The sequence below is a fragment of the Dyella mobilis genome (genome assembly GCF_016904945.1).
GTDB lineage: Bacteria > Pseudomonadota > Gammaproteobacteria > Xanthomonadales > Rhodanobacteraceae > Dyella_B > Dyella_B mobilis.
On sequence record NZ_JADIKF010000039.1, the window covers coordinates 951323 to 964720 of the forward strand.

The following is a 13398-nucleotide window of genomic DNA, read 5'->3' on the forward strand; positions in this document are numbered from 1 at the left end:
TCATGCGCGAAATACATCCTTGGCGGAACGCAGCGCTGCAAAGCGGGCAACGGAATCGTTGGCGGCCCCGTGCTGACGGCACCATTCGATGACGTTGGCGCTGTCCACGCGCAAAAACGGATTGCAGGCCAGTTCGCTGGACAACGTTGCCGGCAAGCTCGGCCGATGATCGGCGCGCAGTCTTGCCACTTCGTCCAGCCGCTGCTTGAGCGCGGCATTCTCTGGTTCAATCGTCTGTGCGAATCGGCCATTTGCCGCGGTGTATTCGTGACCGCAGCAGACCAGCGTATCGCCCGGCAGTGAAGCAAGGCGCTGCAGCGAGGAAAGCATCTGAGTCGGCGTGCCTTCAAACAGACGGCCGCAGCCAAGGCTGAACAAGGTGTCGCCGCACAGCAATACGCCTTCGCCCGCATAAACGATGTGGGTCAGCGTGTGGCCCGGCACCGCGATGATCTCGAAGTGCGCTGACGGGTACTGCAGGCGCAGGATTTCCCCGTCTGCGACACGATGGGTCGCCACGTCGATACGCGCGTCGTTGGGAGCGTACACAGGAACGTCATAGGTATCGCGCAGGCGGCCCGCGCCACCGATGTGGTCGGCATGATGGTGAGTCAGCAGCACGGCACGCAGGGTCAACCCGCGCGACTGCAGTGCGGCCTCGACCGGGGCAGCTTCGCCCGGGTCGACCACGATGGCCTGGCGGCTGTCGTCGTGCAGCAACCAGATGTAGTTGTCGGCAAGCGCCGGTAACGGTACGACGTGCAAGGCGTTCTCCGCTCTGTTTCGTATCGACTGGCGCAGGCATCCGGCTTGCGCGTGACCCCGGACTATAGAACCCGGGGGATGCTGGGTCGTTAGATATCCGTTAATCGATATATCTTTCGAACCCTGTTGAGTGCTGGTTCGTGTTTGTGAAGCCAGCCGGTAAACTCTGAGGCCACCCGCCCCGCGACAGGCCCCCGGTACATGCCACAGCGCGCCCACGATATCTATGCCAGTGCGCCTATGCGTGGCCTGCTGGCTGACGAGGCGGTCGCCTACCTGCCGGATCTGCGCCGCTGTGCCGGGACACGCGCGCTGCTGCTCTCTGCGGCCAGCGAGGACGGTCCCCCCAATCCACCCTATCTGGGGCAATGGGTGACGCTCAAGGCGGCCCAGGCGGGCTTGCACGGCGACCTTCGCGCCAGTACCAGCGAACCGCTGCCGTTTGTGGATGGAGCGTTCGACCTGGTCCTGTTGCGCCACGTGCTGGAGCTGGCCCCGCTTCCCCTGGAGGAGATTGTGCGGGTGCTGGCACCTGGGGGGATGTTGGTGCTTACCGGGATCAACCCATTGAGCGGCTGGTCCCCCTGGTGGCTCTGGCAGACGCGAGGCGATCCCCTGCACGCCACCTCGCCCATCCGGCTGGCGGCCCGCTTGCGGCGCATCGATCTGCAAATCGAGCGCGTGCAGCGGGTAGGGCGTGCGCTGCCGTTGCCTTCGAAGGGGCCGAGTGAGGTGTCCGGTTGGCTCGGTGGCGGCTATGTACTGGTAGCACGCAAGAAAGGGCCGATGAGCGTACCAACCCGCTTGCGCCCGAAGGCCGTCACCGCGCCAGTGCGCGCGGGCCTGGCGCCTGGCGCACGGCGCAACGTCGTCGGTTGATAGAAAATCGCACCCGTAACCAAAAAGATAAGCGGAGCAGCACGAGTGGCAGAAGTGGAAGCGTTTACCGATGGGGCATGCCTGGGCAACCCCGGTCCTGGTGGGTGGGCAGCATTGCTGAGAGCCAAGGGGACCGAGCGATTGCTGAGTGGCGGGGAGTCGCAGACCACCAACAATCGCATGGAGCTGCTTGCCGCCATCAGCGCGCTCGAGGCGCTCAATCGCCCTTGCCAAATAACGGTAACGACCGATTCGCGCTATGTGATGCAAGGTATCGAAGAATGGGTGCCGCGCTGGATCAGCAATGGCTGGCGAACGGCGGATAAAAAGCCGGTAAAGAACCAGGATCTTTGGCAGCGACTGGCCGCTGCGGTGGCGCCGCACCGCGTTCGCTGGCAATGGGTACGTGGCCACACCGGGCACGTCGAAAACGAGCGTGTGGATCAAGCCGCGCGCGAACAGGCAGAGCAGTTCAGGGACAAGGCATGAGACAGATCGTTCTTGATACGGAAACCACCGGCCTGGAAGTGCGGCAAGGGCACCGTTTGATTGAAATCGCCTGTGTCGAATTGATCGAGCGCAGGCCGACCGGACGTCACTACCAGACCTATCTCAATCCCGACCGGGCGATCGACGAAGGTGCCCGCGAGGTAACCGGCATTGCCGACGAGTTCCTGCTCGACAAGCCACGTTTTCCGGACATCGTCGAGGAATTCCTCGCGTTCATCGACGGCGCCGAGCTGATCATTCACAACGCAACCTTCGACGTCGGCTTTCTGAATGCCGAGCTCGCGCTTGCCGGCGAGCGCTATGGCCGCATCAGCGATCGTTGCCCGGTGCTGGACACGCTGGTGATGGCGCGAGAGCGTTACCCAGGCCAGCGCAACAGCCTGGACGCGTTGTGCAAACGCCTTGGCGTAGACAACTCGGCGCGCGATTTGCACGGTGGCTTGATCGACGCGCAGTTGCTTGCCGACGTCTATCTGGCCATGACGTCCGGGCAGGTCGTGCTCGACCTGGGTTTCGAAGGCGCCAAAGAAACGGGCGGCAAGGCAGTCGTCACGCCTCTGGTACTGGCGCGACGTCCCAGGGTGCTGCGCGCCAGTGACGAAGAACTCAACGCGCACGCTACCCGGCTCGATGCGCTGGACAAAAGCGCGGGCGGGCAGTCGGTGTGGCGGAAGCAGGAAACGGAGGCCTGAGCCCGCCCAACGGGGTCAGCGCATTCGCGCAAGAATCGCCGTGACGTTGTCGCTGCCGCCGTGATCGAGCGCGGCCAGCAGCAAATGATCGATGCATTCCTGCGCCGCGAGATCTTCGCGGCCAACGATGCTGGCGATGGTTTCGTCGCCGACTTCCTCAGTCAGGCCGTCGCTGCAAACCAGAAAGCTCATGCCGGGGGAAAGCGACCCTTTTGCCATGCTGATGTGCAATTGCCCTGGCGCCGTAATACCTAGTGCCTGGGTCAGCACATTGCGCTGAGGGTGTCGTTTGGCCTGCGATTCGTCGATGACGCCGGCCTTGACGAGGTTTTGCACCAGCGAGTGATCGTGGCTGATCTGACGCAGGCCATTTTTCCATTGATAGATGCGGCTATCGCCCACCCAGGCAACTTCGTAGCCCTGTTCTGAAATACGGATGGCTGCCATGGTGCTACCCATGGGAAGCGCGTCGTCGTAGCGCTGCGCGCGTTTGATCACGGTGGCGGCGGCGTTCTGGATGGCTTCGACCAACGGTTGCGCGCGACGCACCCCTTCCACCACCGCATCCCTTGCCAGTGCCGAAGCGACCTCGCCATGCTGATGCCCGCCCATGCCGTCGGCCACCAGGAACAGGCCAAGCGCAGCGTCGGCGTAATAGGTGTCCTCGTTGCGCGTGCGGCGCAAACCGACGTGGGTTCCGTGTCCGAATTCGATCATGGGCATTCGCTGGGTGAATGGGTGCAGCATGCAGGATGTGGATGTCTGGCGCAAAAAAAATCTAAGGGAAAGGGGCGACTGGCGTCCGGTCTCCGCCAGATACGCAAAAAGCCCCACGAGGGGGCTTTTTGCGTATCTGGCGGAGAGGGTGGGATTCGAACCCACGGTACGCTTACACGTACGCCTGATTTCGAGTCAGGTACATTCGACCACTCTGCCACCTCTCCGGGAAGGTCGCGTGGTCTGCGCGAGCCGGACATGATACGTGCTGGATGTGGTCCTGACAACTGTCTTGCCGGGGATTTACTCAAGCGCGTTGCCCGAGTCATCGAGCCGGGCGGCAAAGCGCCGTTTGCGCGGGAGGTAGTCGTTATCCGGGTCCAGGGACAGCGCGACGTAGCGGGACCGCCCCACGATCTCCTTCCGCGGGAAAAAGCCGAAATAGCGCGAATCCATGCTGATGTCGCGATCGTCTCCCATTAACAGGTATTGGCCGGCCGGGACGGTCACCGGGCCGAAATCGCGCTTTTCGCTCGGGCGGTACAGCGACAGCCGGATCAGGTGCTGCATGCCGGCTACGCGTTCCATTTCGTAACTGGCCGGATCCTGCAGGTCGTCGTGAATGCCCGTTACGGTCACGGGCGAGTAGGTGGCCGGCGTGCCGTTGACGTACAGCACGTTTGCGCGCAGTGCGACTTCGTCGCCGGGCACGCCAATGACGCGTTTTACCAGGCGTTCGTGAGCAGCGTGCGAATCGAGTACCACGATGTCGCCCCGTTGGGGATCGGCCAGATGGATCAGCGAGATGTGGGTAAGGGGCAGACGGATGTCGTAGGCCGCCTTGTCCACCAGGATGCGATCTCCGATCCGGATCGTCGGTTGCATGGAGCCGGTTGGCACCACGCTCCAGTCCGCGCAGGCACTGCGGAACACGATCATGCCGAGCATGAAAGCGATAAAGCCCTTGTTGCGAGAAAGGAGTTGCAGCAATGCGCGCATGGCAGGCCCCAGGTGGGTGGTGAGGTGTAAGGCGACGGACAATGGACCGCGCTGCGCGCGCACAGTTTCTATGCCTGAAGTCACGCAAAAGAAACGGGGCGATGTTGCCATCGCCCCGTCGTTTCAACGCTGATGCCCGGGCTTAGCCGGCCTTTTTCTTCTTGGCCAACCGCAGCCAGGTATCGACCACAGTATCGGGGTTGAGCGATACCGACTCGATGCCCTGGTCCATCAGCCATTCGGCGAGGTCGGGGTGATCGGACGGGCCCTGGCCGCAAATGCCCACGTACTTGCCACGCTTGCGGGCAGTCTGGATCGCCAGCGACAGCAGCTTCTTCACCGCCGGATCGCGTTCATCGAACAGGTGCGCCACCACGCTGGAGTCGCGGTCCAGGCCCAGGGTGAGCTGGGTCAGGTCGTTGGAGCCGATCGAGAAGCCGTCGAAGATGTCGAGGAATTCGTCGGCCAGCAACGCGTTGGACGGCAGCTCGCACATCATGATGACCTTCAGGTCGTGCTCGCCTTGCTTGAGTCCGTTCTTGTCGAGGACTTCCACCACCTTGCGGCCTTCGTCCAGGGTGCGCACGAACGGAATCATCACCCACACATTGGTGAGGCCCATCACTTCGCGCACGCGTTTGACAGCCTTGCACTCCAGCCCGAACGATTCGGCGAAACCGGCATCGACGTAACGGCTGGCGCCGCGGTAACCGATCATCGGATTTTCTTCGTGCGGCTCGTAACGCGAACCGCCGAGCAGGTTGGCGTATTCGTTGGACTTGAAGTCCGACAGGCGCACGATCACCGGCTTCGGATACACCGAGGCGGCAATGGTGGAGATGCCTTCGGCCAGGCGATCGACATAGAAGCTCACCGGGTCGGCATAGCCTGCGATGCGTGCATCGATCTTCGCCTTGGTTTCGGCGTCCTGCTTGCCGTATTCGAGCAGGGCCTTGGGATGCACGCCGATGTGGCTGGCGATGATCATTTCCAGGCGGGCCAGGCCGATGCCGGCGTTCGGCAGCATGCCGAAATCGAAGGCGCGTTCCGGGTTGGCCACGTTCATCATGATCTTCAGCGGCGCTTCGGGCATGGCGCCGAGATCGGCGGTGACGCGCTCGAACTTCAACTGGCCGTCGTAGATCATGCCGGTGTCGCCTTCGGCACAGGACACGGTGACGTCGTGACCGTCCGGAATGGCATCCAGTGCATTGCCGGTACCGACGACGGCGGGCACGCCCAGTTCGCGCGCGATGATCGCGGCGTGGCAGGTGCGTCCGCCGCGGTTAGTGACGATGGCCGAGGCGCGCTTCATCACCGGCTCCCAATCAGGATCGGTCATGTCGGCAACCAGTACATCGCCGGGCTGAACCTTGTTCATGTCGGCCAGCGAGCGGATCACGCGCGCCTTGCCGGCGCCGATCTTCTGGCCGATGGCGCGGCCTTCGGCCAGCACCTTGCCTTTCTCGCTGAGGTGGAAGCGCTCGAGCTGAGTGGCGTGCGCGCGCGACTTCACGGTCTCCGGGCGGGCTTGCACGATGTACAGCTTGCCGGTGTTGCCGTCCTTCGCCCATTCCACGTCCATCGGGCGGCCGTAGTGCTTTTCGATGACGAGCGCCTGCTTGGACAGCTCCTGTACGTCTTCATCGGAGATGCAGAAGCGATTGCGGTCGGCGGCGGGCGTTTCCTCGATGAGCACGCGCTCGCCCGGCTTGCTCGAATACACCATGCGTTGCTGCTTGGCGCCGAGGCTGCGGCGCAGCACGGCCGGCTTGCCTTCCTTCAGCGTGGGCTTGAATACATAGAACTCGTCGGGATTGACCGCGCCTTGCACCACCATTTCGCCCAGGCCGTAGCTGCCGGTGACGAAAACCACATCACGGAAACCCGATTCCGTGTCGAGCGTGAACAGCACACCCGAAGCGCCGACATCCGAGCGCACCATCAGCTGCACGCCGGCCGACAGGAACACGTCTTCGTGCTTGAAGCCCTGGTGTACGCGATAGGCGATGGCGCGATCGTTGTAGAGCGAGGCGAAAACTTCCTTCACCTTGTGCAGCACGTCGTCGATGCCGACCACGTTGAGGAAGGTTTCCTGCTGGCCGGCGAAGGAGGCGTCGGGCAGGTCCTCGGCGGTGGCTGAGGAGCGTACGGCCACCGCGATGTTTTCGCTGCCGGCGTCCTTGCAGAGCTTGGCGTAGGCCTCGCGGATGGCATTTTCCAGCTCGCCGGGCAGGGCGGTGTCGACGATCCAGCCACGGATTTCCTTGCCGCCGGCCACCAGTGCGTCGACGTCGTCCACGTCCAGCGTGGCCAGTCGTTCGGCAATGCGCTTGGACAGGCCGCTCTTTTCCAGGTACTGCTGGAAGGCATCGGCGGTGGTGGCGAAGCCGCCCGGCACGGAGACGCCGAGCTGGGCCAGGTTGCCGATCATCTCGCCGAGTGACGCATTTTTGCCACCGACCTTGCCAAGGTCGGTCATGCGCAGTTGGTCGAGCCAAAGCACCAGGTCGTTCAAGGCAATCTCCTCAAGAGCTCGTCATTAATAAGCCGGGGCGGTGTAGGGGAAATCCGTACCGCGAAAGACTGGTATTGTCTGCTGTCGATGGTGCGTGGCACAAGAAGACCATTGCATACGGATGCAGCGCCAACTGCATACCAGTCAGGTCTTGGTCAAGCAAAGACAGCGATTCCTGCTTGCGATATGGTGCAGGGCAGGAACCCCCTCAGCCCATGGAATACGCATGCAACGTTCGGTTTTTTTCATTTCCGATTCCACTGGTATTACGGCCGAGACGATCGGAAACAGCATTCTGGCCCAGTTCGAGGGGGTGCAGTTCGAAAAGCACCGCCTGCCGTTTATCGACAACCCGCAAAAGGCGGAGGCGGCGGCGACGCGCATCAAGACCCGCTATGCCCAGAGCGGGGAGCGGCCGATCGTGGTCAATACCATGGCCGATCGCGCGCTTTGCGACATCGTCGCGACTAGTGGCGCACTGATGCTGGACGTGTTCGCCCCGTTTATCGGGCCGCTGGAGGAGGAGCTTGGCACCCGCCATTCCGGTGCGGTGAACCGCTCCCACGGCCTGGTGGATTTCGACAAATACGAGGCGCGCATCAACGCCACCAACTACGCCTTGAGTCACGATGACGGCATTGACGTGGACTACGCGCAGGCCGACTTGATCCTGGTGGGGGTGTCGCGCTCGGGCAAGACGCCCACCTGCTTGTACATGGCCTTGCATTATGGGGTCAGCGCCGCCAATTACCCGCTCACCGACGAGGATCTGGAAAAGCTCGAGCTGCCGTCCAGGCTTCGGGCCTACAAGAATCGGCTGTTCGGCCTGACCATTGAGCCGGCGCGTCTGGCGCAGATCCGCGAACAGCGGCGCCCGGGCAGTCGTTACGCCACCCTCAAGCAGTGCAAGTGGGAGCTGGAGCAGGCTGATCGCCTGTTGCGGCAGGCGGGGATACCCTGTCTCAATACCACCCACGTGTCGATCGAAGAGATTGCGAGCAAAATCTTCGATCAGTTCGGTATCGAAAAAACCATGTTCTGACCGATGGAGAAGTTGCTATCCACATGAGCGCCGTACTCGACCGCCGTACTGCCTTGCTGCCAGGCCGCTTTGAGTTCCTGATGGGGCTCTATGCCGAGAACTATCATCGGCTGACGCGTCTGTTCGCGCCGCAGAAGTTGGAAGTAGGCGACTACGTGTCCGACGTCGACGACGGCTTGCCCGTGCACCTGGTCGTGCAGGAGTGTCATCCCTACACGCTGGAGCTGGAGCTTACCTACGGCTTCGTCGATGCGCAGACGGGGCGGCGAGCGCCGTCCGCGCAGTTGCGCGTGTATAGCGATGCGCACGTTGCCGAGGCCCTGCATTGTCATCCGGGGCGGCATCTGTGGCAGGTGCTGGGGCCATTTACGCCGGCTCACACGGTGTTCCAGCATCGGTTGCAGATGAACAGTTTTCTCGCGCGTTGGCTGGAGTACCTGGCAGAGCAGGGGCACTCGTCCGGGACGTTGCAGCGCGTACCTAAATGAAGTGATGGGTGTCTGTTTCGGGCAACAAAAAAGCCCGCGCAGTGGCGAGCTTCCTGTGATAACGGCTTTGATAACAAATGGCGGAGCGGACGGGACTCGAACCCGCGACCTCCGGCGTGACAGGCCAGCATTCTAACCGACTGAACTACCGCTCCGCATTGTTACTGCCTTCCAGCGCACTCCAACAAACTAAGTCCTTTTCCAACCTTGGGCGGTAGCTGGTCGGCTACCGCTCGAATTGGCGTCCCCACGGGGATTCGAACCCCGGTCGCCACCGTGAAAGGGTGATGTCCTAGGCCTCTAGACGATGGGGACGTATTTGTTGGTGGAGCCAGGCGGGATCGAACCGCCGACCTCCTGCATGCCATGCAGGCGCTCTCCCAGCTGAGCTATGGCCCCACGGCTGGAAGCCCGAAAGAATAGGATGGGTTTGGAATTCCGTCAAGCGAATTTTTATAAAAATCTCATCATTCGATGAATCGGATGTTTTGTTCTGGCTGCAGCTCGGTTGTTGCTTCAGTTTAAGCTGGCAAAGAGACAACGCCACGAGGAAGGCATGCACGACATCGGTTTCATTCGCGACCTTGCACTCGTGATGCTGGTGGCTGGCGCCACGACAGTGTTGTTCCAGCGTCTGCGTCTGCCTGTGCTGCCGGGCTACATTCTTGCCGGTGTGCTGATCGGTCCGCACACGCCCGGCGTGCTGGTGGCAGATCCGCGCGCAATCGGCGACATCTCCAACCTTGGCGTGGTGCTGCTGATGTTTACCCTGGGGCTGGAATTCAGTGTGCGCAAACTGCGCCAAGTCGGCGGCGCGCTGTTGCTGGTCACGGTGGTCGAAGTGGGTTTCATGCTTTGGATCGGCTACCAGCTTGGATTGCTGTTCGGCTGGAGTGGCAGAACCTCGCTATTCCTCGGCGCGATCATGGCGCTGTCTTCGACCATGGTGGCAACCCGCACCTTGGCCGAGAGCGGCTTGCGCCAATGGCCGTTTGCGCGACTGGTGGTCGGCATGCTGGTCGCCGAAGACATGCTGACCATCGTGTTGCTGACCTTGCTTTCGGCCATCGCCATCGGCGGAACGGTGCAGACGGTTGCTGCGTTCAGTCTGGTTGGGCATCTGGGCCTGTTTGTCGTTGCGGGGATGATTGTCGGCTTGCTCCTGTTGCCGCGTCTGGTGGACTACATCGCCGGATTCGATCGCGACGAAACGCTGCTGGTCAGCGTGCTCGGCATCTGTTTCGGAACCAGTCTGCTGGCTGCCTGGCTGGGCTTCAGCGTGGCGCTCGGTGCTTTTTTGGCGGGAGCCGTGGTAGCCGAGGCGCGCAGTGCGCCGCGTGTCGTGCATTTGGTGGAGCCTCTGCGGGACATGTTTGCGGCGCTGTTTTTCGTCGCCATCGGCTTGAAGATTGATCCGGTACAGCTCGGCCACTATGCATTGCCGGCGGTGGTGATTGCGCTGGCGGTGATGATTGGCAAGAGCGTGATCTGCAGCATGGGGATGTTCCTCATCGGGCACGATGCGCGGACGTCGTTGCGCACCGGGCTGTGCATGGCGCAGATCGGCGAGTTTTCATTCGTGATCGCAACGCTCGGGCTTACCCTCGGCGCCGTGAACGACTTCATCTATCCGATTGCAGTGGCGGCCGCCTTGATTTGCATGGTGGCATCGCCGTATCTGCTTCGTTGCGCCGACCTGCTGGCGCTCACGGGGCAGCGCGCGGCGCCACGCCCCCTGCGCTTGTTGCTGAGCAGCTATAGCGGCTGGCTGGAGAACCTGCGGCCGGTCGACGAAAATGCTGCCCTGGCCGCGATGTTTCGTCGCCTGCTCTGGCACATCGCCGTGAACATTGCGCTGGTGGTAACGCTTTTTGTCATTGGCGCCTACGTCAATGCGCACAATGCAAAGTGGTTCGAGAGCTGGGGTCTGGACCTCGAGATGCGCCATTCGGTGATCTGGGCGTCGGCACTGTTTCTTTCGTTGCCGCTGCTGATTGCGGTCTACCGCAAGGCCGAGGCGCTGGGCATGCTGCTGGCCGAGATCGGCATACGGGAGCGCTTTGCCGGCGCTTATACACAGGCGATTCGGCAGGTTCTTGCGAAATTGATCCCGTTGGCCACCCTGATGGTGCTGGCCATTCTGGTGAGCGTGCTTGGTTCTGCGATTTTGCCTCCGCGTGGTGTAGCTCTATCCCTCGTCGTGGTGTGCGTCGTGCTCGCTATCGTGCTGTGGCGCGGGCTGGTGAAAATGCATGCCCGGCTGCAGGCTGCGCTGCGCGAAACGCTGGAAAAACCTTCACCTGACGATCACGAATCAAGCTGAACGAACAGCTTCTCTCGCTGTAGAGGGTGAACCTTTGGAATATGCCGCTGTCTAGCCCCAAACGTCGTTGCCAAGACCGGACTGGACACCGCACAATGGGTGGCCAGCCTCCATTTGGGGGAGGTCCGGCCGGCACGCCGGCATATCCATGACGAGGGAGTACCAAATGAAGCAATTTCTGCGACCCACGCTGACGGCGGCCGCCCTGGCTGTTGCGCTGGGCATGACCGCTGGCGCGCAGGCACAGACGTCGAAGTCGACCAGCACTGCTACGACCGGCACGGTAGACAAGATCAAGGCAAGCACCGTGGTTGGTTATGAGTTGGCTGGTTCCGTGCCGCCGATCATGCGTGACGCCGTGGACCCGGCGACCGTTGCCAAGGCTGTCCAGGACGCGTTGTCCGGCAAAAAGCCGCCGATGAGCGAAGCGGAGTTCAACTCCACCGCGCAGGCTTTCGAGTCCCAGTTGCGTGCCAAGGCCAAGCAGGAGTTCGACGCTGCCTCGACCAAGAACAAGGCCGAGGGCGATGCGTTCCTCGCCAAGAACAGGTCGGCTGCGGGCGTGAAGACCACTGCTTCGGGCTTGCAGTATCAGGTGCTCACCCAGGGCACCGGTGCCCGTCCGGGTCCGAACGACACGGTGAAGGTGAACTACACCGGCACTTTCGTAAACGGCGAAGTGTTCGACAGCTCGTCGAAGAACAACCCGCCGGGACCGACGTCCATTCCGTTGTCCCGCGTGATCCCGGGCTTCCGCGAAGGTCTGCAGCTGATGCAGGTCGGTGGCCACTACAAGCTGTTCATTCCGGCCAATCTCGCCTACGGTGCTGAGCCGCAGCGTCCGTTCCCGCCGAATTCCACGTTGATTTTCGACGTGACCCTGGTGAGCACCGGCCCGACGCCGGCCAGTGCGCCGCAGGGTGATGCCGGTGGCAACGGTAGTAGTCCCGCCGGTGGCAGCAGCGAGCAGTAATTACTGCTGATACACCCAAGTGGAAAGAAACGGGGCGCGAAGTCATTCGCGCCCCGTTTGTTCGTGTCTGACCATGCCGCTGACACTGGGGTTTCTTATGTGCCCTGTTAGAATCAGCGTTCTTGAACAAGTCTGCGATCTCATCCAATGAAAGTTACCCTTTTCGGTACTGGTTACGTTGGCCTGGTCACTGGGGCCTGCCTGGCCGAAATGGGCAACCACGTCGTTTGCGTGGATATCGATCAGGCCAAGGTCGAGCGCCTCGAACGTGGCGAGATACCTATTTTCGAACCGGGGCTGGAGCCCATCGTGCGGCGCAATCACGCCAACGGGCAGCTCGAGTTCACTACGGAAGCGGCGCCAGCCATCGGGCATGCGCAAATCATCTTCATCGCCGTGGGTACGCCGCCGGATGAAGACGGCAGTGCCGATCTGCAATACGTTCTGGGCGTGGCCCGATCGATTGGCCAGCACCTGGATCGCTACGCGGTCATCGTCAACAAATCCACCGTGCCGGTGGGTACGGCCGATCGCGTGCGAAAGGCCGTGGCAGAAGAACTCGCCGCGCGCGGCGCGAACATCGAGTTCGACGTCGTATCCAATCCGGAATTCCTGAAAGAAGGCGATGCGGTTGAAGATTGCCTGCGCCCGGACCGCATCGTGATCGGCACCTCCAGTGAGCGAGCGGTCGATCTGTTGCGCAAACTGTATGCCCCGTTCAATCGTAATCACGACCGGACCGTGGTCATGGACGTGCGTTCCGCCGAACTGACCAAATACGCCGCCAATGCCATGCTGGCGACCAAGATCAGCTTCATGAACGAGATTGCCAACATCGCCGAGCGCGTGGGGGCGGATGTGGAACTCGTTCGCCAGGGCATCGGCTCGGACCCGCGCATAGGCTATCACTTCATCTACCCGGGTGCAGGTTATGGCGGCTCGTGCTTTCCCAAAGACGTGCAGGCGCTGGAGCGCACGGCGCGTGCGGTAGGCTACGAGGCACGATTGCTTGGCGCAGTGGAAGCGGTCAACCACGATCAGAAAGCCAAGCTGTTCGAGTTTATTCAGCGCTACTTCCACGGCGACTTGCACGGCCGAACCATCGCGCTGTGGGGGCTCGCCTTCAAGCCCAATACCGATGACATGCGCGAAGCATCCAGCCGTCGTTTGATGGAGGCCTTGTGGAGCGCTGGGGCCAAGGTGCGGGCGTTCGATCCGGAGGCGCGCGAGGAAACGCAGCGCCTGTATGGGCATCGTGACGACATGGTGTTGTGTGACAACGCCTATCAGGCATTGGAAGGGGCGGACGTGTTGGCCATCGTGACCGAATGGAAGGCCTTTCGCAGTCCGGACTTTGCGCGTATTCGCGCCATGCTCAAGGCTCCCGCCATTTTCGACGGACGCAACCTGTATGAGCCCGAAGCGGTTGAAGAAGCCGGTCTGGCGTATTACGGCATCGGGCGCGGGCGCAGTCTGTTGCGGTCCGAGTGAT

Annotated in this window: 12 protein-coding genes and 4 tRNA genes; 8 read left to right on the plus strand and 8 right to left on the minus strand. The window is 61.9% G+C overall.

Translation table 11 applies throughout. The features are described 5' to 3' along the window. Positions 1–765, minus strand: a complete 765-nt coding sequence (gloB, locus tag ISS99_RS15460) for a hydroxyacylglutathione hydrolase (RefSeq protein ID WP_204632470.1) — start codon at positions 763–765, stop codon at positions 1–3. A 201-nt stretch (positions 766–966) separates the two neighbouring features. On the opposite strand from gloB, the gene ISS99_RS15465 reads away from it, so the two are divergent. From ISS99_RS15465 to dnaQ, 3 genes are read left to right on the plus strand one after another with little or no spacing between them, the layout of a single operon-like run. Further along, complete coding sequence (locus ISS99_RS15465) at positions 967–1644, plus strand: class I SAM-dependent methyltransferase (RefSeq protein ID WP_204632471.1); 678 nt, start codon at positions 967–969, stop codon at positions 1642–1644. A 45-nt stretch (positions 1645–1689) separates the two neighbouring features. Beyond that, a complete protein-coding gene (gene rnhA / locus ISS99_RS15470; RefSeq protein ID WP_204632472.1) occupies positions 1690–2133 on the plus strand; it encodes a ribonuclease HI in 444 nt (147 codons plus the stop codon). Next, complete coding sequence (gene dnaQ / locus ISS99_RS15475) at positions 2130–2846, plus strand: DNA polymerase III subunit epsilon (RefSeq protein WP_204632473.1); 717 nt, start codon at positions 2130–2132, stop codon at positions 2844–2846. The genes rnhA and dnaQ overlap by 4 nt, the downstream gene beginning before the upstream one ends. Positions 2847–2861: 15 nt before the next feature. Here dnaQ and ISS99_RS15480 read toward each other — a convergent pair whose 3' ends face one another. From ISS99_RS15480 to ppsA, 4 genes are all read right to left on the minus strand, one after another. Beyond that, entirely contained in the window at positions 2862–3563 is a 702-nt protein-coding gene (locus ISS99_RS15480; protein WP_204632474.1) for a PP2C family protein-serine/threonine phosphatase, read from the minus strand. A 137-nt stretch (positions 3564–3700) separates the two neighbouring features. Further along, a tRNA-Ser gene (locus ISS99_RS15485) sits at positions 3701–3790 on the minus strand. 76 nt (positions 3791–3866) lie between these two features. Beyond that, positions 3867–4562 (minus strand): signal peptidase I, encoded by a 696-nt coding sequence (lepB, locus tag ISS99_RS15490; protein ID WP_204632475.1) that lies wholly within the window; start codon positions 4560–4562, stop codon positions 3867–3869. A 142-nt stretch (positions 4563–4704) separates the two neighbouring features. Continuing rightward, a complete protein-coding gene (ppsA, locus tag ISS99_RS15495) occupies positions 4705–7080 on the minus strand; it encodes a phosphoenolpyruvate synthase (protein ID WP_204632476.1) in 2376 nt (791 codons plus the stop codon). Between the two features lie 226 nt (positions 7081–7306). Here ppsA and ppsR point away from each other — a divergent pair, with 226 nt between their 5' ends. Together ppsR and ISS99_RS15505 are read left to right on the plus strand one after the other, a co-directional pair. Then, on the plus strand, positions 7307–8122 hold the full coding sequence (gene ppsR / locus ISS99_RS15500; RefSeq protein WP_204632477.1) for a posphoenolpyruvate synthetase regulatory kinase/phosphorylase PpsR: 816 nt from the start codon (positions 7307–7309) through the stop codon (positions 8120–8122). 23 nt (positions 8123–8145) lie between these two features. Further along, complete coding sequence (locus ISS99_RS15505) at positions 8146–8610, plus strand: DUF1249 domain-containing protein (protein ID WP_204632478.1); 465 nt, start codon at positions 8146–8148, stop codon at positions 8608–8610. Between the two features lie 78 nt (positions 8611–8688). Here ISS99_RS15505 and ISS99_RS15510 read toward each other — a convergent pair. The 3 genes from ISS99_RS15510 to ISS99_RS15520 all read right to left on the minus strand — a co-directional run bounded on the left by ISS99_RS15510 (position 8689) and on the right by ISS99_RS15520 (position 9009). After that, positions 8689–8765 (minus strand) — tRNA-Asp (locus tag ISS99_RS15510). Between the two features lie 84 nt (positions 8766–8849). Next, positions 8850–8925, minus strand: a tRNA-Glu gene (locus tag ISS99_RS15515). An 8-nt stretch (positions 8926–8933) separates the two neighbouring features. Next, positions 8934–9009 (minus strand) — tRNA-Ala (locus ISS99_RS15520). Between the two features lie 157 nt (positions 9010–9166). Here ISS99_RS15520 and ISS99_RS15525 point away from each other — a divergent pair. The 3 genes from ISS99_RS15525 to ISS99_RS15535 all read left to right on the plus strand — a co-directional run bounded on the left by ISS99_RS15525 (position 9167) and on the right by ISS99_RS15535 (position 13397). Continuing rightward, positions 9167–10933, plus strand: coding sequence for a cation:proton antiporter (locus tag ISS99_RS15525; RefSeq protein ID WP_204632479.1), 1767 nt, complete (start codon positions 9167–9169; stop codon positions 10931–10933). A gap of 166 nt (positions 10934–11099) precedes the next feature. Further along, positions 11100–11906, plus strand: coding sequence for an FKBP-type peptidyl-prolyl cis-trans isomerase (locus ISS99_RS15530; RefSeq protein WP_204632480.1), 807 nt, complete (start codon positions 11100–11102; stop codon positions 11904–11906). 147 nt (positions 11907–12053) lie between these two features. Next, positions 12054–13397 carry a UDP-glucose dehydrogenase family protein gene (locus ISS99_RS15535; RefSeq protein ID WP_204632481.1) on the plus strand — a complete coding sequence of 448 codons (1344 nt, stop codon included), beginning with the start codon at positions 12054–12056 and terminating at the stop codon, positions 13395–13397. Position 13398: the final 1 nt, after the last annotated feature.

What these genes read in the sequence shown, in the direction of transcription:
- ISS99_RS15465 (WP_204632471.1), top strand. Translation starts at nt 967, where the DNA reads ATGCCACAGCGCGCCCACGATATCTATGCCAGTGCGCCTATGCGTGGC.
- dnaQ (WP_204632473.1), top strand. Translation starts at nt 2,130, where the DNA reads ATGAGACAGATCGTTCTTGATACGGAAACCACCGGCCTGGAAGTGCGG.
- ISS99_RS15480 (WP_204632474.1), bottom strand. Translation starts at nt 3,563, where the DNA reads ATGATCGAATTCGGACACGGAACCCACGTCGGTTTGCGCCGCACGCGC.
- lepB (WP_204632475.1), bottom strand. Translation starts at nt 4,562, where the DNA reads ATGCGCGCATTGCTGCAACTCCTTTCTCGCAACAAGGGCTTTATCGCT.
- ppsR (WP_204632477.1), top strand. Translation starts at nt 7,307, where the DNA reads ATGCAACGTTCGGTTTTTTTCATTTCCGATTCCACTGGTATTACGGCC.
- ISS99_RS15505 (WP_204632478.1), top strand. Translation starts at nt 8,146, where the DNA reads ATGAGCGCCGTACTCGACCGCCGTACTGCCTTGCTGCCAGGCCGCTTT.
- ISS99_RS15525 (WP_204632479.1), top strand. Translation starts at nt 9,167, where the DNA reads ATGCACGACATCGGTTTCATTCGCGACCTTGCACTCGTGATGCTGGTG.
- ISS99_RS15530 (WP_204632480.1), top strand. Translation starts at nt 11,100, where the DNA reads ATGAAGCAATTTCTGCGACCCACGCTGACGGCGGCCGCCCTGGCTGTT.
- ISS99_RS15535 (WP_204632481.1), top strand. Translation starts at nt 12,054, where the DNA reads ATGAAAGTTACCCTTTTCGGTACTGGTTACGTTGGCCTGGTCACTGGG.